12 protein-coding genes are annotated in these 20,718 nt (G+C 75.1%); 9 read left to right on the top strand and 3 right to left on the bottom strand.

Annotated elements, in window-relative coordinates; all coding sequences use genetic code 11:
• Positions 1 to 62: 62 nt before the first annotated feature.
• Positions 63 to 659, bottom strand: a complete 597-nt coding sequence (locus QSJ97_RS19515; RefSeq protein ID WP_285673800.1) for a hypothetical protein — start codon at positions 657 to 659, stop codon at positions 63 to 65.
• A 1,464-nt stretch (positions 660 to 2,123) separates the two neighbouring features.
• On the opposite strand from QSJ97_RS19515, the gene QSJ97_RS19520 reads away from it, so the two are divergent.
• Entirely contained in the window at positions 2,124 to 3,416 is a 1,293-nt protein-coding gene (locus QSJ97_RS19520) for an adenylosuccinate synthase (RefSeq protein WP_285673801.1), read from the top strand.
• 2,792 nt (positions 3,417 to 6,208) lie between these two features.
• On the top strand, positions 6,209 to 6,466 hold the full coding sequence (locus tag QSJ97_RS19525; RefSeq protein WP_285673802.1) for a DUF2842 domain-containing protein: 258 nt from the start codon (positions 6,209 to 6,211) through the stop codon (positions 6,464 to 6,466).
• 54 nt (positions 6,467 to 6,520) lie between these two features.
• Here the strand turns inward: QSJ97_RS19525 and QSJ97_RS19530 are convergent, their stop codons facing one another.
• Complete coding sequence (locus QSJ97_RS19530) at positions 6,521 to 9,061, bottom strand: hypothetical protein (RefSeq protein ID WP_285673803.1); 2,541 nt, start codon at positions 9,059 to 9,061, stop codon at positions 6,521 to 6,523.
• Between the two features lie 140 nt (positions 9,062 to 9,201).
• Here QSJ97_RS19530 and QSJ97_RS19535 point away from each other — a divergent pair, with 140 nt between their 5' ends.
• Together QSJ97_RS19535 and QSJ97_RS19540 are read left to right on the top strand one after the other, a co-directional pair.
• Complete coding sequence (locus QSJ97_RS19535) at positions 9,202 to 9,867, top strand: thiamine diphosphokinase (protein ID WP_285673804.1); 666 nt, start codon at positions 9,202 to 9,204, stop codon at positions 9,865 to 9,867.
• Positions 9,868 to 10,380: 513 nt separating this feature from the next.
• Positions 10,381 to 11,004 carry a peptidoglycan-binding domain-containing protein gene (locus QSJ97_RS19540; RefSeq protein WP_285673806.1) on the top strand — a complete coding sequence of 208 codons (624 nt, stop codon included), beginning with the start codon at positions 10,381 to 10,383 and terminating at the stop codon, positions 11,002 to 11,004.
• 2,525 nt (positions 11,005 to 13,529) lie between these two features.
• Here the strand turns inward: QSJ97_RS19540 and QSJ97_RS19545 are convergent.
• A complete protein-coding gene (locus tag QSJ97_RS19545) occupies positions 13,530 to 14,927 on the bottom strand; it encodes an L-serine ammonia-lyase (RefSeq protein ID WP_285673807.1) in 1,398 nt (465 codons plus the stop codon).
• A gap of 54 nt (positions 14,928 to 14,981) precedes the next feature.
• On the opposite strand from QSJ97_RS19545, the gene QSJ97_RS19550 reads away from it, so the two are divergent.
• The 5 genes from QSJ97_RS19550 (at position 14,982) to hflC (ending at position 20,699) form a co-directional block, all read left to right on the top strand.
• Complete coding sequence (locus tag QSJ97_RS19550; protein WP_285673808.1) at positions 14,982 to 15,614, top strand: class I SAM-dependent DNA methyltransferase; 633 nt, start codon at positions 14,982 to 14,984, stop codon at positions 15,612 to 15,614.
• Entirely contained in the window at positions 15,611 to 16,309 is a 699-nt protein-coding gene (gene rpiA / locus QSJ97_RS19555; RefSeq protein WP_285673809.1) for a ribose-5-phosphate isomerase RpiA, read from the top strand. Before QSJ97_RS19550 ends, rpiA begins: the two co-directional genes overlap by 4 nt.
• A gap of 192 nt (positions 16,310 to 16,501) precedes the next feature.
• Positions 16,502 to 17,896 carry a glutathione-disulfide reductase gene (gor, locus tag QSJ97_RS19560; RefSeq protein WP_285673810.1) on the top strand — a complete coding sequence of 465 codons (1,395 nt, stop codon included), beginning with the start codon at positions 16,502 to 16,504 and terminating at the stop codon, positions 17,894 to 17,896.
• A gap of 155 nt (positions 17,897 to 18,051) precedes the next feature.
• A complete protein-coding gene (gene hflK / locus QSJ97_RS19565; protein ID WP_285673811.1) occupies positions 18,052 to 19,239 on the top strand; it encodes an FtsH protease activity modulator HflK in 1,188 nt (395 codons plus the stop codon).
• Complete coding sequence (gene hflC / locus QSJ97_RS25180; RefSeq protein ID WP_434220940.1) at positions 19,239 to 20,699, top strand: protease modulator HflC; 1,461 nt, start codon at positions 19,239 to 19,241, stop codon at positions 20,697 to 20,699. The genes hflK and hflC overlap by 1 nt, the downstream gene beginning before the upstream one ends.
• Positions 20,700 to 20,718: the final 19 nt, after the last annotated feature.

A 20,718-nucleotide genomic window follows, 5' to 3' on the forward strand; every position in this document is an offset into this window, starting at 1 on the left:
CGATACGCGGTCCGGAGTGGCGGCAGCCGGCCCCGGGGCGCCTGCCCGCCGCGCCGCGGGCCTCAGCCGGCCCGGCGTCCGGCGAGGTCGAGCCCGGCCAGCCCGGCCAGCAGCAGCGCCGCCGGCGCCGGCAGCGGCATGTCGGCCGCGGTACCGGATACCGTGCAGCTGAAGCTGTCGCCCGCGGTGAGGTGGATGCCGCGGACGTCGACCCTCAGGCCGTTGCCGGCGAAGGCGATCTCGGCGGCGCCGATATTCGTGATGCCGGCGCCCGCGAGATCGTCGATCCCGGGAAGCGGCTGCGATGGCAGGCCGAGGCCGGTGATCGTGCGCATGCATGCCGGCGCGGAGAAGAACCCGATGCCCGTGCTGGCGCCGCCGCCGTTGTCCCGGCTCTCGGTCACCGCGCGGTCCGATAGGTCGATGGCGAGGAACCGGGCCGCGGTGGAAAGGCCGGCGATTTCCGGCGTGCCCGTCGGGTTGTCGATGGCGCCGTGGACGATGCCGCCCAGCCCGCCGGTCGCGGCGCAGGCGAGCGTGAAGCCGACCGGCGACGCGCCCTGCGCGCTGCCGGCCAGGGCCAGGGCCAGCAGCCCGAGGTCCGTGACCGCGCCCGTCACGCTCTGACGGAACGACAGGGTATCCGCTCCCCTTTCCATGAAGAGAATGCCGGCACGGTAGTCGATTTTTCGTTTCGATAAAGAATTTACACGCCGCGCCCACTGCCCCGCCGGGCGCCGCCCGGCCGGCCCGGCGGCGCCCGGCGCGGCCGAGCCCGGCGAGACCGATAAACAGCAGCAGCACCGGCGCCGGCAGCGGCACGCCGGCGATGCCGAAGCCGAGCCCGTCGCCCGGGGCGATTGCGGTCCGGCGCGATGGCGGTGCTGCGGAGACCGGTCGTCAGGCCGCTACCGGCGAGGGAGCGCATCGAGGCGCCGCGACCGGGCATGCCGGCATTCCGCAAGCGACGGATCGCGGCGACGGGCCGGGACGGCGCGCCGGGGCCGGTGATCGGGAGGATGCACTCCGGGTCGCCGCCGGGCATCGCGGGGAAGGCATTGGCGCCGGCACGGTCCCGGGTCGCGGCCCCCCGGCGGTCCGCGGCGTCGATGACGGGGAACCGGCCGTCGCAGGCCCGAAGGCCCGAAGGCCCGAAGACATGTCTCCGCCCGGCCCGGCAAGGTGCCGGTGGCGCCGCCGATGGCGCGGACCGCCGGGGCGGCCTGCACGCCCGCCGGCGTGGCGCCGGCCGGCGATGCGCCCGGCGCGCTGCCGGCCAGCGCCGGCCGGCCGGGCCACGCGCGCGCCGGCCGGGTCTCGACGGATCGGGACGATCCCGGCGCCCTGCAAGCCGGTGACGCAGCGGCGCCCGGAACGCCCCCGGATCGAGGCCACGCGCCGGGCGGGCCGCCCGGCCGGCCCGGCGGTGCCCGGCAAGGCCGAGACCACCGAGACCGCCGAGACCGCCAAGACAGATGAGCGGCAGCAGCGCCGGGGCCGGCAGCGGCGCCGCGATATCGAGGCCGGGCCGACGATGCCCGGGAGCACCGGCGAGGCCGGCGCGGCGGTGGTGTCGACCTGGCCATCGAAGACGGCGATGTCGAGCCGGCCGGTGCCGTCGATCGGCGCGATCGCGGCTTCGGGGCGGCCGCCGGTCGCGGTGACGGTGACGGTGACAGTGACGCTGGCGGCGCTGCGGCGGCGCGGCCCGCCGGCATCCCTGGGCGTGCAGCCGATGCTGGCCCCGACGAACCCGGCCGCCGCTGTCGGGACCGTGCCCGACAGGGCCGCCGCAGGCGCGGCAAGGAAACCCCGCGTCATGTGCCCACTCCCACCCGGTTGCGCGGCGAGGCCGGACAGCCCCCCGGGATGTCGCAAGGGAAATGCATTGCGCGCCGCAGCCCCCGCCCCCGGCCGGCGCCCGCCGTGGCCCGGCGGCGGCCGCGTCAATGGATCACGGCCGCGCTCCCGCCCGTGCTCCCGGCGAGGGCGACGGGCGGCTATGGCGCGGCGACGGCGCGGCAGGGGCGCGCCAGGGGCGCGGCGAAGAGGGGCGACGCTGGGGCTTTCGCCGCCCGGCAAGCTGGCATATACACGCGCGGTTTGAGCCTTGGGAGGGGCAGATGGCGAATGTAGCGGTTGTGGGCGCCCAGTGGGGCGACGAAGGCAAGGGCAAGCTCGTCGACTGGCTCTCGGAGCGGGCCGACGTGATCGTGCGCTTCCAGGGCGGGCACAATGCCGGGCATACCCTGGTGATCGGCGACACCACCTACAAGCTCTCGCTGCTGCCCTCGGGGATCGTGCGCGAGGGCAAGCTCTCGGTGATCGGCAACGGCGTGGTGCTCGACCCCTGGGCGCTGCTGGCGGAGATCGAGCGGCTCGGCGCGCAGGGCGTCGCGGTGACGCCGGAGCGCCTGCGCATCGCCGAGAACGCGCCGCTGATCCTGCCGGTGCACCAGGATCTCGACCGGATCCGCGAGGAGGCGGCGGGCGATGCCAAGATCGGCACCACCGGCCGCGGCATCGGCCCGGCCTACGAGGACAAGGTCGGCCGGCGCGCGCTGCGGGTCGCCGATCTCGGCGATGCGGCGACGCTGGAGGCGCGGCTCGACCGGCTGCTGGCGCATCACGACGCGCTGCGCCGCGGCCTCGGCGCCGCGCCGATCGACCGCGCCGGGCTGACCGAGCGGCTGCTCGAGGTGGCGCCGAAGATCCTGCCCTATGCCGGGCCGGTCTGGCGCGACCTGGCGGCGGCGCGGGCGGCCGGGCGGCGGATCCTCTTCGAGGGCGCGCAGGGGGCGCTGCTCGATGTCGATTTCGGCACCTATCCCTATGTGACCTCCTCGAACACCATGGCCGGGATGGCGGCGGTCGGCTCCGGCATGGGGCTCGACGCGATCGACTTCACCCTCGGCATCGTCAAGGCCTACACCACGCGGGTCGGCTCCGGCCCGTTCCCGACCGAGCTGACCGATGCGGTGGGCCGGCATCTCGGCGAGCGCGGCCGCGAGTTCGGCACGGTGACCGGGCGCGAGCGTCGCTGCGGCTGGTTCGACGCGGCGCTGGTGCGCCAGACCTGCCGGGTCGGCGGGGTCTCCGGCATCGCGCTGACCAAGCTCGACGTGCTCGACGGCATGGCGGAGCTGAAGATCTGCACCGGCTACCGGCTCGACGGCGCCGAGATCGACCACCTGCCGATGGCGGCGGCGCAGCAGGCCCGCGTCGAGCCGGTCTACGAGACCCTGCAGGGCTGGTCCGGGAGCACCCACGGCGCCCGCCGCTGGCTCGACCTGCCGGCCGAGGCGATCAAGTATGTCAAGCGCATCGAGGAGCTGATCGAGACCCCGGTGGCGCTGCTCTCCACCAGCCCCGAGCGCGACGACACCATCCTGGTCACCGACCCCTACCGCGACTGACCCCCGCCCCCGCCGGTCCCGGTCGCGGCCGGCTCCTTCCGCGGCCAGCCCCCTGTCACGGCCGGCCCCCTGCCACGGCCAGCCCCCTGCCGCGGCCGGACCCCTGTCACGGCCGCCCTCCTGCCACGACCGGCCTCCTGCCACGGCCGGCCCCCTGCCACGGCCAGCCCCCTGCCACGGCCAACCCCCTGCCGCGGCCGGCCCCCTGCCACGGCCAGCCCCCTGCCACGGCCGGACCCCTGCCACGGCCGGACCCCTGCCACGGCCGGACCCCTGCCACGGCCGGACTCCTGCCACGGCCGGACTCCTGTCGCTATCGGTCCGTGTCTCGACCAGTCCCTGTCACCGCCGGACCCTGTCGCGACCGAACGCCGTCGCGGCCGAACTCTGTCGGGGCCGGACCCTGTCGCTGTCGGTCCCAGTCTCGACCAGACCCTGTCGCCGCCGGACCCTGTCGCGATCGAACACCGTCGCGGCCGAACTCTGCCGTGGCCGGACCCTGTCGCTGTCGGTCCCAGTCTCGACCAGACCCTGTCACCGCCGGACCCTGTCGCCACCGCACCCTGCCATGACCGGCCGCAACCGGCGGGCCGGCCTGCGGAACCGGGGGCGCGAGGGCGCGCATCCCGCAGGCCCCACCCCTGCACCGTCGCGGCGGCGTCGCCGGCATCGCGGCCCACCCGCCTGCGGGATGCGCGCCGGCCAGCGCAGCGCCGGCGGCCGGGCGGCAACCGCTCGCCCCCCGCGCACGCCGATCCACCGGATGGACGGCCTCCGCAGGGCGGGACCATCGCAGGGCGGGACCATCGCAGGGCGGGACATCACAGGGCGGGGCAATCGCAGTGCGGGACATCACAAGGCGGGGCATCACAAGGCGGGGCATCACAAGGCGGGGCATCACAAGGCGGGGCATCACAAGGCGGGGCATCACAAGGCGGGGCATCACAAGGCGGGGCAATCGCGGAGCGGGGAGATCGAAGGGCCGGGCTATCGCAAGGCAGGGCTATTGCGAGGCGGGATCATCGCGAGGCGGGGCCCGTTGGCCGGTCCGCCAACCGGCCTGCCCCGGCGCTCCGGCCCGGCCGGACCGGACCCGGGGGCTCCCCATCGGTCCGGGTTGAAGATCTGCCCAGCGGCCGGGGGGCTGCCCGGCAAAGGGGGGGCTGTCCATGGGTCGGCCGGAGGTCTGCCTTGCGGACGGGGAGCATGCCCGGCGGACCGGGGCGGGGGCCGTTCATCGGATCGGGACGAGAACTGGCACAGGAACCGTGCAGAGCCTGAGCATGGGACCGGGCCGCAGGGCCTTTCCGCTGGGCCAGGGTGGGGCCTTCGCGCAGGACCGGGGCAAAACGCCTGACCACCAAGCCGGGCCCGGCCAGTGCGTGGGACCAAGCCGGGAGGCCCGCCCACAGGACCGGGAGGGGCCTTGTGTCTGGGACCGGACCGAGCGGCCCACCCGCCGCGACAGCGCGGGGCCTCTGCGTTAGGCCGGTCCGGGAGGCCTGCCCTCCGGATCAGGCGGGGCCTGTGCGTCGGCCCAGGCCGAGGGGCCTGCCCTCCGGACCGGGCGGGGGCCTGTGCGCAGGACCGGGCCCGGAGGCCTGCCACCAAGCCGGGGCGGGGCCAGTCCATAGGGCCGGTCGATGGCCTGCCCACCGACCGGGCGGGGGGCTGTGCGCAGGACCGCGCCCGGAGGCCCCCCACGGAACCGGGGCGGGACCTGTTCGCAGGGCCGGGCCGAGGGTCTGCCCACCCGGCCGGGCGGTGGTCTGTGAACAGGACCGGGCCGGGAGGCCAGTCCACCGAACCGGGACGAGGCCAGTCCATAGGGCCGGGCCGAGGGTCTGCCCACCAGACTGGCGGTGGCCTGTGAACAGGACCGGGCCCGGAGGCCTGCCACCAAGCCGGGGCGGGGCCAGTCCATAGGGCCGGTCGATGGCCTGCCCACCGACCGGGCGGGGGGCTGTGCGCAGGACCGCGCCCGGAGGCCCCCCACGGAACCGGGGCGGGACCCTTCCGTGGAGCCGGTCGAGGATCTGCCCACCCGGCCGGGCGGTGGTTTGTGTACAGGACCGGGCCAGAAGGCCAGTCCACCGAACCGGGGCGGGGCCAGTCCATAGGGCCGGGCCGAGGGCCTGCCCGCCGGGCTGGGGCGGGGCCTGCGCGTTGGAATGAGCCGGGAGGGCCTCCCCCCGCCGGACCGGGCGGGAGCCGGTTCCTCGAACCGGGCCGATGGGGCTGCCCACCGGGCCGGTCGGGATCTGTCCGGAGAGCCGGGCCGGGGGCCTGTCCACCGAGCCGGGGCGGGGCGGGCCTGCGCGTTGGAACGAGCCGGGAGGGTTTTCCCCCGCCGGACCGGGCGGGAGCCGGTTCCTCGAACCGGGCCGAGGGTGCTGCCCACCGGGCCGGTCGGGATCTGTCCGGAGAGCCGGGCCGGGGGCCTGTCCACCGAGCCGGGGCGGGGCGGGCCTGCGCGTTGGAACGAGCCGGGAGGGTCTTCCCCCGCCGGACCGGGCGGGAGCCGGTTCCTCGAACCGGGCCGAGGGGGCTGCCCATCGGGCCGGTCGGGATCTGTCCGGAGAGCCGGGCCGGGGGCCTGTCCACCGAGCCGGGGCGGGGCGGGCCTGCGCGTTGGAACGAGCCGTGGGTGTCTGCCCGCCGGGCCGGGCGGGAGACTGTCCCCGGGACCGGGCCGTGGGCGCCCGGCCGCCGGGCCGGGATGGGGGCCGGGATGGGGGCTGCGACCCTTTGGCCGCGCGACGCGGGCGCCGCGGCAGCCTATCTGGAGCGTCATGAGCTACAAGGCACGCAGGTTCTGGTCGGCGGTGGTGCTCCTGGTGGGGCTGCCGCTCTATATCGTGGTCGCGCTCACCGTGGTGGGCTGGTTCGACAGGCCGCCGGTCTGGGTCGAGCTCGCGGTCTATGTCGGGCTCGGCATCCTCTGGGCGCTGCCGTTCCGGCGGCTGTTCCGCGGCATCGGCAAGCCCGACCCGGACGCCGCTCCGGACGCTGCCGCGCCGCGATCCGGCGAGCCGCGCCCGCCGGCCTGACGGGGCGCCTTCCGGCCTGACGGGTCGCCAGGCCTGACGGCGCGCCCGTGCCGCTCAGCCGAGCAGGCCGCGGAAGCGCGCGCGCTCCTCCTGGCTGAGCGCGAACTTGCCGTCGTCCACCAGCACCAGCACGCCGTTGCGCACCAGCTTGCCATAGCCCTTGATGCGGGCCTCCAGCGTGCGCGGGTGGTCGCCGGGGAGCTGGTCGAAGATCTCCATCACCTCGCGGCGGCCGAAATTGCTGCGCCGGTCGACGAGGGTCAGCCAGGCCGCGGCGGCGGTGAGCAGCTCCGGCACCGAGGCGGCGCCGGCCCGGTCGGCCAGCTCCTCGGGCGAGACCGAGCTGCGGGGCTCGGGCGCCGCCGCGCCGGGGCCGTCGGCGCCGCCATCGGCCGTGCCCTCCGCCGCGGCATCCGCCTCGGCGCGGCTCCCCGCGCGCAGCCGCGACATCAGCGAGCCGAAGCGCTCCGAGACGCCGGGCTCCGCCGGCTCGTTCGGGTCGTCGATCCAGCGCGGGCGCGGCGCAGCAGGCTCGGGGCCGGGCTCGGCGGTGGCGGCAGGTTCGGGCTCGCCGCCCGGCACCCCGGTTTCGGGCGCCGCGAAGAGGTTGGGCTCGGCCGGCGGTGCATCGGCGCCGCCCATGCCGCCGAAGATGTTGACCTCGGCCACCGGAGGCTCGGACGGGGGCACGGCCTGGGGTTCTGCGGGCCGGGCCGGCGCGGGGTCCGCCGCCGCGGGCGCTGGCGGTCCCCCGGGAGCGCCAAAGATGTTCGGCTCCGCCGGTTCGGGGGCGGCGGCGGCGACCTCGGCGGCATCCGGCGCGCCGAAGATGTTGGTCTCGTCGGCCGCTGCGGCGGGCGCCGGCGCCGGTTCGCCGGGGCCGCCGAAGATGTTGGTCTCCTCCGATGCCGCGGGGGGTGCCGCGGCGGGGGATGCGGCGGGCGGCGCGGATGCGCCGAAGATGTTGGTCTCCTCCGCGGCCGGAGCGGCGGGCGGCGGCGCGGGCTCGCCGGGGCCGCCGAAGATGTTCGGCTCCTCGGGCGGCGGCGCGGCATCGGCCCAGGGCGGCGATGCGGGCTCGCCGGCACCGCCGACGAGGCCCGGCGCGGCGGGCTGCGGCGGCGCCTCCGCGGCACCCTCTGCCGGCTCGCCCCCGGAGGCGGCCGCAGGGGCCTCGGCCCCGGGCTCGGGTTCGGCCTCGGGCTCGGCGGGGGCGCTCTCGGCGCCGAAGATGCTGGTGGCCGCGCCGGGCGCCACATCGGCATCGGCAAAGAGCTCCTCGACGCTCGGCTGCGGGGCCGGGGCGGCGGGGTCTGCGGCATCCGCCTCCGCGGACGGGAAGGGATCGCCAGCGGCGGAAATTTCCGGCTCGGCGGGCGCGGCCTCGGCAGGCTCGGACTCCACAGGGGAAGGCCCGGCGGCAGTGCCCCAGGGCGCGGACGCCCCGGCGGGGTCCGCCTCGAACGGCGCCGCCTCGGCAGTCTCGGCATCCTCGGCCTCGGGCTCCGCCGCGGCGGCGTCGTCCCCTGCCGCGCCCTCGGGGCCGAGGATCTCGCCGCGCAGCGGGATCACCCCGGCATCGCCGGCATCGGCATCGGCGCCTGCAGGCGCGACCGTATCCGCGGCCTCGGGCGGGTCCACCGCCACCGCGGCATCGCCGGCCATGTCCTCCATCGCGGCGGATGGCGCCGGATCGGACCCCTCGGTCTCGGCGCTCTCGGTCTCGGCGCTTTCGGTCTCGGGGCTCTCGGGCCCGGGGCTCGCGGCGGCATCGGGCCGCGGCGCCTCAGCCGGCTCGCCCCTGCCGCGCAGGAAGGAGAGCGGATGGCGCATCACATCGGCGAGGCTCGCCGCCGGCGCCGCGGGGGGTGCTTCGGCGGCCTCTTCGGGACCATCTTCGGGGCCGTCTTCGGCAATGGCCCCGGGGATATCCTCGGCACCGGCCGCCGGGGCGGCGGGCGCCTCCGGCATCGCGGCCGCCTCGAGCGGCGCGCCGGCATCGGGCGGCAGCACCGGGGTAGCGGGCGTGGCATCGGCTGCGCTATCGGCCGCAGTGTCTTCTGCCGCGTCCTCCGGCGGGTCCCCTGCCGTGTCGGCTTCGGGCTCCGGCGCGGCATCCTCCGCCGCGGTCTCCGCGGCATCCCCGGCATCGTCAGCATCGGCCGGCAGACGCTCCGCGGCGCTGTCGGCCAGCGCCGCCTCCGCCGCCATCTGGGCCATCGCCGCCGCGGTTGCCGCGGTCGCCGCCGGGGCCACCGCGGAAGCCGCCGCAGATGCCGCCCCGGCGGCCTCAGCCGCGGCCGGCGCGGGCTCCGCCGCCAGCGTCTCGCCGGATTTCAGCGACAGGATCAGGCCGGGCACCGCCTCGATATCCTCGCGCGGCAGGCGCAGACGGCGCGCCGTCTCGGCGATCATCTCCTCGATGCGCTCGTCGTCGAAGGCCAGGCCGGTCTCGGCGATCTCCGGCGTCTCCTCGACGAGGCGCTGGAGAAAGCGCAAAACCTGCTTGATCGGAGCGACAGGGTTCTCGAAGCCCTGTGCGGAAATCGCGAACTCTCCGTAACGCAGATCGATACGCCTGGCCGGCTCCGGCATGGTTCCCCTCGCAGCTCAATATGCTAGTGCCTTGCGTTGAGCCGGAGCGTGAACGATTTGCCGCGCCCGGTCAAGGCACGCCCCGGTTGTGCCGGCCCCCCGCGGGCGGGCGGCGCAGCCGGCAGAGGAAGGGCGAAACCATGGCGAAACGCTTCGACGAGGCGGTGTGCCTGATCGGCGGCGGACCGCTCGATGCCGGGCTGCTGGCCCGCGCCGAGCGGCTGGCCCCGGTGCTGGTCGCCGCCGACCGCGGCGCCGACCGGCTGCTGGAACTCGGCCGCCGCCCGGCGCTGGTGATCGGCGACATGGACTCGATCTCCGATCTCGCGGCCTGGCAGGCCGGCCCCACCGAGGTGCTGCACCTGGCCGAGCAGGACACCACCGATTTCGAGAAATGCCTCTATGCGACCGAGGCGCCGCTCTATCTGGCGCTCGGCTTCACCGGCGGGCGGATGGACCACACGCTGGCGGTGTTCCACGCGCTGCTGGCGCGGCCCGGCAAGCGCGTCGTGGTGCTCGGCGAGGGCGAGGCGATGACCTTCCTGCCGCCGGGGCGGGGCCTGCGGCTGGCGGCGCGGCCGGGGATGCGGGTCTCGGTCTTTCCCTTCGCCGAGACCACCGGCATCCTCTCCGAGGGGCTGGAATGGCCGGTGGCGGGGCTGACCTTCGCGCCGGGGCGGCAATCCGGCACCTCGAACCGGGCGGTGGCGGAGACCGTGGCGCTCGGCGTCGACCGGGGCGGGGCGCTGCTGATCCTGCCGGAGGCGGCGCTCGGCACCCTGCTGGCGGCGCTGGCCGCGGCATAGGCGCCCGCGCCCCTGCGCACCGCCGCCCGCGCGGCCGGCTGCGCCCGCAGAGCCGTGCCCCGGCCCACCCGACGGCGGTGCCCCGTCGCCCCGGCAAAGCGGTGCCATGTCGCCCCCGTACAGCGGCGCCCCTTCCCCCACGCGGCCGCGCCCGGTCGCACCTCGACAGCGGCTCCCCGTCGCCTCCGCGCAGCGCCGCCGAGTCCTCCCCGCGCAGCGGCGCCCCGTCGCCTTCGCACAGCGGCGCCCCGTCCCCCTTCGCAGCGGCGCCCTGCCCCCCGTACAGCGGCATGCCGCCCCCCTTGCGCAGCCGCGCCCCGGCGCCCTCGCACGGCGGCGCGGCGTCCCCCCGGGCAGCCGCGCCAGCCCCGCCCCGGCGGACAAACATTTGAAACACGGCCGAGGCGGCAGCGAAACGTCGCTGAAAACCGGCCCCTCCATATCGCTCCCATCCCGGATGCAGCGCCGCGGCGCACCGTCCGGACCCGGCAATGAGAGATATGGAGACACCAGATGAGCATCCTGAAGATCGGCTCGAAGGGCCAGCCCGTCCTCAACCTGCAGAAGGCGCTGATCGACCTGAAGATCCGGCCGCGCCCGAAGGCCACCGGCACCTTCGACACGGTGACCGAGGACGCCGTGCGCGCCTTCCAGAAGACCCACAGGATGAAGCGCGACGGTAAGGTCGGCACCAAGACCGCCGCCCGCATCCGCGCCGCGGTCGAGCAGGCGCGCCGGCCGATCCAGATGTCGGTGCCGGACTACGCGCCGATCATGAAGCACACCGAGCAGAGCTACGAGAAGGTCCGCAAGGACTGGATGAAGACCCTGGCCATGGTGAAGCGCCACGACAACCCGGTGCTCAACCTCCTCGGCGACGAGTACCGCTACTACTTCACGCTGTTCGAGAAGCAGCACGGCGACTGGCGCAAGTTCGCCAAGAAGGTGGGGATCGAGCAGGCCGGCTACGACAAGACCATCGACACCGATCCCTGGAGCGCGCGCGAGCACGTCAAGCGCTGCCGGGACTTCCACAGGAAGGCCAGCGCCGCCAACAACGCCCGCGACGGCGCGGCGGAGTTCAAGAAGATGGCCGACCCCAAGGTCAAGGGGATGCTGGCCGAGCTCGCCCGCTGACCCCCCGGCCCGCGCGGATCGCCCGGGCGCCGGCCCGCCGCTTCCCCGCCCCGCGCGGATGGCACCGCGCGGATCGCCCGGTGCGGATCGCCCCCGCGCGGATGGCACCGCGAGAAGGGCGCCGTGCGTTGGTCCCGCGCCAGTGCCGCGGGGAAGGCTCCGTACGAACGGTCCCGCGCAAGTGCCGCCGCGCAAGGTCCCGAACGGATGGCCCCGCGCGGATGGCCCTCGCACAGGTGGCCGCACGCGGATGTTCCCTATGCGGATCGCGCCGCGAGGAAGGCGCCCCCCGCCCGGTCCCGCACACGTACCGCGGCGCGCCCTGCCCCGAGCGGATGCAGCCCGAGCGGATGCCCCCCAGCGGATGCCCCGGTGCGAAGGGCGCCGCGCAAGTGCCGCCGCACGCCCGGTTCCGATCGGACGGCCCCCGAGCGGATGGCCTCTGTGCGGATGGCGCCGCGCAAGTGGCGCCGCACGTCCGGTTCCGAACCGATGCCCCCGAGCCGATGACTCTCGCACGGATGGCCACGCGCAGATGTTCCCCGCGCAGAAGGCACCGTGGGGAAGGCGCCGTGCACCCGGCCCCCGTGCAAGTGCCGCCGCGCACCCGGTTCCGAACGGATGGCCTCCGCGCGGATGGCGCTCGCACAGATGGCCACACCCAGATGTTCCCTATGCGGGTAGCACCGCGAAGAAACGCCCTGCGAACGGCCCAACGCAAGTGGCGCCGCGCGTCCGCTCCCGAACGGACGGCCCCCGAGCGGATGACCCTCGCACGGATGGCCACGCGCAGAAGGCACCGTGGGGAAGGCGCCGTGCGCCCGGCCCCGCACAAGTGCCGCCGCGCACCCGGTTCCGAACGGATGGCCTCCGCGCGGATGGCGCTCGCACGGATGGCCGCACGCGGATGTTCCCTATGCGGATGGTGCCGCTGGAAACGCCCTGCCTACGGCTCCGCGCAAGTGCCGCCGTGCGCCCGTTCCCGAGCGGATGGTCCGTGCGGAAGGCCACGCGCGGATGCCGCCGCGAGGAAGCGCCGTGCGCTTGGTCCCGCGCAGGTGGCGCCGCGCGCTCGGTCCCGATCAGATGACCCTCGCACAGATGGCGCCGTGCGGATGGTCCCTGTGCGGATCGGGCCGCGAGGAAGCGCTGCGCGCGCGGCCCCGCGCAAGTGCCGCCGCGCGCACGGTCCCGATTGGATGGCGCCGTGGAGAAGGCGCGGTGCGTCGGGCCTCCGCGAAATTGGCGCCGCGTGCCGGTTCCGAGCGGATGCCCCGTGCGGATGCCTCCCGTAGGGCTGGCCACGCGCAGATGGCGCCGCGGGGACGGCGCCGTGCGCACGATCCCGCGCAAGTGGCGCCGCGGGCCTGGTCTCGAGCGGATCGCCCTGAGCGGATGGACCCGCGTAGAAGACGCAGCGGGGAAGGCGCCGTGCGCGCGGTCCCTGCAAGTGCCGCGGCGCGCCCGGTCCCGAACGGATGGCCCCGCGCGGATGGCCCTCGCACAGATCGCCACGCAGGGATGCTCTCTATGCGGATGGCGCCGCGAGGAAGCGCCTTGCGCACGGCCCCGCGCAAGTGGCGCCGCGGGCCTGGCCTCGAGAGGATGGCTCTCGCGCAGATGGCCCTGAGCGGAGGGCGCCGCGTAGATCGAGCCGCGAGGAAACGCTGCGCACGCGGCCCCGCGCAGGTGCCGCGGCGCGCCCGGTCCCGAACGGATGGCCCCGCGCGGATGGCCCTCGCACAGATCGCCACGCAGGGATGCTCTCTATGCGGAGGGCGCCGCGAGGAAGCGCCGTGTGCACGGTCCCGCGAAGTGGTGCCGCGGGCCGGTTCCGGGCGGTTGGCCTTCGTAGGTTGCGCCGCGGGGACGGCGCCGTGCGCGCGGTCCCGCGAAGTGGTGCCGCGGGCCTGGTTTCGAGAGAATGGCTCTCGCGCAGATGGCCCTGAGCGGATGGACCCGCGTAGATGGCGCCGCGGGGAAGGCGCCGTGCGCGCGGTCTCTGCAAGTGCCGCGGCGCGCCCGGTCCCGAACGGATGCCCCGCGCGGACGGCCCTCGCACAGATCGCCATGCAGGGATGCTCTCTTTGCGGAGGGCGCCGCGAGGAAGCGCCGTGAGCCCGGTCCCGCGCAGGTGGCGCCGCGCGCCGGTTCCGGGCGGTTGGCCTTCGTAGGTTGCGCCGCGGGGACGGCGCCGTGCGTGCGGTTCCGCGCAAGTGGCGCCGCGCGCCTGGTCTCGAGAGGATGGCCCTCGCGCTGATGGCCCTGAGCGGAGGGCGCCGCGAGGAAGCGCTGCGCGCTCGGCGCCGTGCGGGTGGTGCCGCGCGCACGGTTTCGAGCGGATGGCCCCGTTCGGAGGGCCCGGTGCGGAGGGCGCCGCGGGGACGGCGCCGTGCGTGCGGTTCCGCGGGAGGGGCGCTTTGCGCGCGGCCCCGCGGGAGGGGTGGCGTGCGCCATGTCCCGCGGGAGGGGTGGTGTGGGGCCGGGCCCGGCCGGGGGGGCGAGCGGGCGCCGGGGCGCGCGGCTCAGCAGTCGGGCACGTTCACCGCGAGGCCGCCGAGCGAGGTCTCCTTGTACTTCTCCGACATGTCGCGGCCGGTGTCGCGCAGGGTGGCGATGCAGGCATCGAGGCTGACGATGTGCCCGCCATCGCCGCGCAGCGCCAGCGAGGCGGCCGAGACCGCCTTGATCGCGCCGAGGCCGTTGCGCTCGATGCAGGGCACCTGGACCAGCCCCTTCACCGGGTCGCAGGTCATGCCGAGATGGTGCTCAAGGGCGATCTCGGCGGCGTTCTCGACCTGCTCCGGCGAGCCGCCCATGGCGGCGCAGAGCCCGGCCGCGGCCATCGCGCTGGCCGAGCCGACCTCGGCCTGGCAGCCGCATTCGGCGCCCGAGATCGAGGCGTTGTGCTTCACCAGCCCGCCGATCGCGGCGCCGGTCAGCAGCATGTCGCGCATGCCCGCGCGGGTGGCGCCGACCATGTGGTCCTGGAAATAGCGCAGCACCGAGGGGAACACCCCGGCGGCGCCGTTGGTCGGCGAGGTCACCACCTGGCCGCCGGCGGCGTTCTCCTCGTTGACCGCCATGGCATAGGCCGAGAGCCAGTCGTTGCAGATATGCGGCGGGCTGAGGTTGCGGCCGCGCTCCTCGACGAGCTGGTCGTGGATGCGCCTGGCGCGCCGGCGCACCTTGAGCCCGCCGGGCAGGATGCCCTCGGCGGCCAGCCCGCGGTCGATGCAGGCCATCATCACCGCGATCACCCGGTCGATGCGGGCGTCGAGCTCGGCCGCCGGGATCCGGGTCGCCTCGTTGGCCCGCTTCATCTCGGCGATCGAGAGGCCCGAGCGCGCCGCCATCTCGAGCATCTCGGCGGCGCTGGCGAAGGGATAGGGCACGCCCGGCAGGCCGTCGACCGGCGCCAGCTGCGGGTCGGCATCCATCTCCGCCTCGGTCAGCACGAAGCCGCCGCCGATGGAATAGTAGGTCTCGCGGGCATGGAGGTTGCCCTCGCCGTCCCAGGCCGAGAGCACCAGCGCGTTGGCATGGCGCTCGAGCGCCGGGCCATAGTCGAACACCAGGTCCGCCGCCGGGTCGAAGCCGAGCCGGCCGAGCCCGGGCACCTCGATGGCGGCCTCCGCGGCGATGCGGGCCAACGCCGCCTCGGCCCTGGCGGCGTCGATGGTGGCCGGCTCGAAGCCGGCCAGCCCGAGGATCACCGCGCGGTCGGTGGCATGGCCCCGGCCGGTGAAGGCGAGGCTGCCATGCAGGCGGCAGCCGAGCCGCGCGGCATCCCCCGCGCCGGGGATGCGCTCGCCGCCGCGCAGCCGTTCGAGGAAGCGCGCCGCCGCCACCATGGGCCCCATGGTGTGCGAGCTTGACGGGCCGATGCCGATCTTGAAGATGTCGAAGAGGCTGAGGAACATCGCTGCCTTTCCCTTGGTCGCGAATGGACAGGTTACCACCGGGAGGCGCGACCCATGCCGCTCAATACCGAAGATCTGGAGCATGTCTACGGCGCCCGCACGCCGGAAGAGGCGCGCGCCGCCTATGACGGCTGGGCCGAGCGCTATGACGGCGACAACCTCGCCGGCGGCTTCCGGCTGCCCGGCGTCGCGGCCGGCTTCGCGGCGCGCCATGTGCCGAGGGGCAGCGGGCCGATCCTCGATGCCGGCTGCGGCACCGGGCTGGTCGGCGAGGCGCTGACGGTCTTCGGGTTCGGGCCGCTGCACGGGCTCGACCTGTCGCCGCGGATGCTGGCTGCGGCGGAAGCGCGCGGGGTCTACGAGAGCCTCACCGAGCACCGGCTCGGCACGCCGCTGCCGTTCGCCGACGGCGCCTTCCGCGCGGCGAGTTGCTTCGGCTCGTTCGGCCCCGGCCATGCGCCGCCCGAGAGCCTCGACGAGCTGGCGCGGGTGGTGCGGCCGGGCGGGCACGTGCTGTTCAACCTCGTCGAGGCGAGCTATGAGGCGCAGGGCTTTCCGGCGGTGATGGAGCGGCTGGCGGCGGCCGGGCGGTGGCGCGAGGCGGAACGCTCGCCGGCGTTCCGGGCGTTCCTGCTGACCGAGCCTGAGCTGCTCTGCCGGGTATTCGTCTTCGAGGTGCTGACATGAGCGATCCGGGAAAACAGGCGGCGGCGCTGGCCGCGCTCGAGGCGGTGGAGGACGGCATGGCGCTCGGCCTCGGCACCGGCTCGACGGCGGCGCTGTTCGTCGATGCGCTGGGGGCGCGGGTGAAGGCCGGGCTGCGGGTGACCGGGGTGCCGACCTCGGCGGCCACCGCGGCGCAGGCCGAGGCGCTCGGCATCCCGCTCACCAGCCTCGAGGAGGCCGGGCGGCTCGACCTCACGGTCGACGGCGCCGACGAGATCGGCCCCGGGCTGGCGCTGATCAAGGGCGGCGGCGGGGCGCTGCTGCGCGAGAAGATCGTCGCCGCCTCCTCGGCGCGGATGCTGGTGATCGCCGACAGCTCGAAGCAGGTCGCCGCCCTCGGCGCCTTCGCGCTGCCGGTGGAGATCGTGCGCTTCGGCTGGCGCAGCACCGCCGACCGGGTCGATGCGGCGCTCGCCGGGCTCGGCTTCTCGGCGCCCTCGGTGGTGCTGAGGATGCGCCACGGCGCGCCCTTCCTGACCGACGAGGGCCACCTGATCCTCGATTGCGCGCTCGGCACGATCCCCGACCCGGCGGCGCTCGACATCGCGCTGAACGCGGTGACCGGGGTGGTGGAGACCGGGATCTTCGCCGGCATCGCCGGGGCGGCGATCCTCGGCGCGCCGGATGGCAGCGTGACGCGGCTCGGCGCGGCGTGAGCGGCCGGCGGCGGCGCTGAGGCGGGGCCGGCCGGCCCGCTTCCCCTCCCGCTCCCCCACCCCCGGGCGGGGCCGGCGCGGGGGCCGGAAGCGGCGGGCGCGGGCGGCGAGGCGGCGAAACTCCGTGATCGGGGGTTGAGCCCCGTGGCAGGCCGCGCTTTATAAGCGTGGTCCGACAAAGGGAGTGGCCGCATGGCAGAATTCGACTTTGACCTCTTCGTCATCGGCGGCGGCTCGGGCGGTGTCCGGGCGGCGCGGATGGCGGCGGAGGCCGGCGCGCGGGTCGCCATCGCCGAGGAATTCCGCTATGGCGGCACCTGCGTGATCCGCGGCTGCGTGCCGAAGAAGCTGCTGGTCTATGCCTCGCAGTTCTCCGAGAGCTTCGCCGATGCCGCCGGTTTCGGCTGGAGCGTCGGCGAGACCTCGTTCGACTGGCCGAGCCTGATCGCCGCCAAGGATGCCGAGATCGCCCGGCTCGAGGGCATCTACGTGCGCAATCTCGGCAGCGCCGGGGTCGAGGTGTTCCGCGGCCGCGCCACGGTGGCCGATCCGCATACCGTCCATCTCGCCACCCATGCCCATCCGGTCCGGGCCAGGCACATCCTGGTCGCCACCGGCGGCACCCCCTTCGTGCCGGACTTCCCGGGCAGCGAGCACGCGATCACCTCGAACGAGGTGTTCGACCTGCCCGACCTGCCGGCCTCGGTGGTGATCGTCGGCGGCGGCTACATCGCCTGCGAGTTCGCCGGCATCCTGAACGGGCTCGGCGCGGCGGTGACGCTGGCCTATCGCGGGCCGCAGATCCTGCGCGGCTTCGACGACGAGGTGCGCGCCCATGTCGCCGACGAGATGCGCGCCAAGGGCGTCGAGATCCTGACCGGGACCGATGTCGCCGCCATCGACAAGGGCGCGGACGGCTGCGCGGTGACGCTGGCCTCGGGCGAGACGCGCCGGGCCGGCACCGTGCTCTATGCCACCGGGCGCATCCCCAACACCGCCGGGCTCGGGCTCGAGGCCGCCGGCGTCCGGCTCGGCCGGCGCGGCGAGGTGGCGGTGGATGCCTTCTCGCAGACCTCGGTGCCGTCGATCTATGCCGTCGGCGACGTCACCGACCGGCTGGCGCTGACCCCGGTGGCGATCCGCGAGGGCGCCGCCTTCGCCGAGACGGTGTTCCGCGGCAATCCCACCAGGGCCGATCACGCGCTGGTGCCGACCGCGGTGTTCACCCAGCCGGAGATCGGCACCGTCGGGCTCTCCGAGGAGCAGGCCCGCGCCGAGGGCGAGATCGAGGTCTACCGCGCCGCCTTCCGGCCGATGAACACGATCCTCGCCGGGCGCGACGAGCGGATGCTGATGAAACTGATCGTCGCGGCGGATAGCCGCCGGGTGCTGGGCGTGCATATTGTCGGGCACGGCGCCGGCGAGATGATCCAGCTCGCCGGGGTCGCGGTGAAGATGGGCGCCACCAAGGAGGACTTCGACCGCACGGTGGCGGTGCATCCGACCGCGGCGGAGGAGCTGGTGACCATGAAGACCCCGGTCGGCGCCCCGCCGGCCCGCACCAGGACGGCGGCGCCCGCCCCGTGACGGGCCGGAGCGCGCAGCCGGGGGCGCATGCCCCGTCGCAGGGGGTTGAACCACTCCGCCCGCGTCCCAGTTCAGTTGGGACACCGGGCGGCAACAGACCGTCGCCGGAGGCTGCGCGCATCGCGGCCTCCCGCGCTTACGAGAGGTAGCACATCATGCCATTCAACAGCGACAAAGGCGGCGGCCCCTGGGGTGGCGGCGGCGGCAATCGCGGCGGCGGCCGCAATCCCTGGGGCGGCGGTCCCGGCGGCGGCGGCCCGGGCGGCGGCGGCGGCGGCGACCAGGGCCCCGATCTCGACGACCTGATCCGCAAGGGGCGCGACCAGCTCAAGGTGATCCTCGGCGGCCGCGGCGGCGGCGGCGGCCCGCGCGGCCCCGGCGGCGGCGGGCGCGGCCCGAGCTCCGGCATCGAGAAGCTGCTGCCGATCGCGCTGCCGGCGGTGCTGGTGCTGGTCTGGCTGTTCCAGTCGTTCTACCGGGTCGATACCTCGGAGCAGTCGGTCGAGCTCTTCCTCGGCAAGTTCTCCGGCATCGGCGAGGAGGGCCTCAACTTCGCGCCCTGGCCGCTGGTGACCTACGAGATCGTTCCGGTGACCCGCGTCAACACGGTGAACATCGGCCTCGGCGGGCCGACCGCCGGGCGCGGCGACCGCGGGCTGATGCTGACCGGCGACGAGAACATCGTCGATATCGGCTTCCAGGTGCAGTGGAACATCGCCCGGCCCGACGATTTCGTCTTCAACCTCGCCGAGCCGGAGCAGACCATCCGCGCGGTCGCCGAATCGGCGATGCGCGAGGTGATCGGCCAGCGCGAGATGAAACCGATCCTCAACCGCGACCGCGCGGTGATCTCGGCCCAGGTCGAGGAGCTGATCCAGTCCACCATGGACAGCTACGCCTCGGGCGTGAACATCGTCCAGGTCAACTTCGAGGAGGCCGAGCCGCCGGCCCAGGTGATCGCGGCGTTCCGCGACGTGCAGGCGGCGGCGCAGGACCGCGACACCGCCGAGAAGGAGGCCGACCGCTTCGCCAACGTGGCGCTCGCCGAGGCCCGCGGCGAGGCCGCCCGGATCTTCCAGGACGCCGAGGCCTACCGCGCCCAGGTGGTCAACGACGCCCGCGGTGAGGCGGCCCGCTTCAAGGCGATCCTCGCCGAGTATGCCGCGGCCCCCGAGGTGACCCGCAAGCGCATGTTCCTCGAGACCATGGAGACCGTGCTCGGCGGCGTCGACAAGATCATCATCGACCAGAAGGTCGGCGGCGACGGCTCCGGCGGCCAGGGCGTGGTGCCCTATCTGCCGCTCAACGAGCTCCGGCGCCAGTCCGGCGGGGAGAACAAGTGATGCGCAAGCTTCCGATCCTGATCGCCCTCGTCGGCGTCATCGTCGTCACCGTGCTCTCCTCGGTGTTCATCGTCACCGAGACCCAGCAGGCGCTGGTGCTGCAGTTCGGCGAGGTCAAGCGCGAGATCCGCGGGCTGGTCACCACCGAGGCCGAGATCACCGCCGCCACCGAGGCCGGCGCCGAGGCCCCGCTGGAGGGCGGCGGCGTGGTCGGCTCGGCCGATCCCAATGCCGAGGTCAGCTACGACAGCGGCCCGGGGCTCTACTTCAAGATCCCGATCATCCAGGACGTGGTGTACTACGACGACCGCATCCTGGCGCTCAACACCTCGCCGCTCGAGGTGACGCCGATCGACGACCGCCGGCTGGTGGTCGACGCCTTCGCCCGCTGGCGGATCTCCGACCCGGTGCAGTTCCGCCGCGCGGTGCGCGACGAGCGCTCGGCGCTGACCCGGCTCGAATCGATCCTCAACGCGGCGCTGCGCGAGGTGCTCGGCTCGGTGCCCTCCGATGCCGTGCTGTCCTCCGAGCGGACCGAGCTGATGCGCCGGATCACCGATGTGGTGCGCGAGAACGCGCTGGCCCTCGGCGTGCTGATGATTGACGTGCGCATCAAGCGCGCCGATCTGCCCGAGGAGAACCTCGAGGCCACCTATCGCCGCATGAACGCCGAGCGCGAGCGCGAGGCGGCGGACGAGCGGGCGCGCGGCCAGGAGCGGGCCCAGGAGGTCCGCGCCACCGCCGAGCGCGAGGCGGTGGTGCTGGTCTCCGACGCCCAGCGCCAGGCCGAGGAGATCCGCGGCGAGGCCGATGCCGAGCGCAACAGCATCTATGCCGAGGCGTTCGGGCGGGACCCGGAATTCTTCGCCTTCTACCGCTCGCTCAAGGCCTATGAGCGGGCGCTGGGGGGGCACAATTCCAGCATGGTGATCACCCCGGACAGCGAGTTCTTCGAGTATCTCAAGTCCGATGGCGGCATTCGCGGCGGCGGCATCACCGGCTCGGTCCCGGGTGCGGTGATGGGCGCGGTCTCGGGCGCTGTCTCCGGCGGCCTGCCGCAGGCGGTGCCGGGCGGCGGCAGCGGCGGCGACGGCAGCGCGCCGGCGCCGGCCCCGGAACCGGCCGGGGCGATCGAGGAGACCGAGGCGCCGCGCGCCGAGATCCAGCCGGCGCCCGAGGCCCTGGCCGCCGAGCCCGTGCCGGTCGAGCCCGAGCCCGAGCTCGCCGCGCCCGTGCCGGTCGAGCCCGAGCCCGAGCTCGCCGCGCCCGCGGCGGCCGAGCCCGAGGCTGTGGCGGCCGAGGCGGCCGAGCCCGAGGCAGCGGAAGCCGAGGCTGCGGAAGCAGAGGCTGCGGAGCCCGAGGCCGCGGAAGCAGAGGCTGCGGAGCCCGAGGCAGCCGGTGCCGAGCCCGCGGCGGACGCGGGGGCCTCCGAGGCGGCCGCCGGCGCGGCGTCCGAGTAGGGCGCGGGGCGCGGCTCGG

Origin of the sequence: Paralimibaculum aggregatum, from assembly GCF_030270585.1 — a bacterium.
Classification (GTDB): domain Bacteria; phylum Pseudomonadota; class Alphaproteobacteria; order Rhodobacterales; family Rhodobacteraceae; genus Thermohalobaculum; species Thermohalobaculum aggregatum.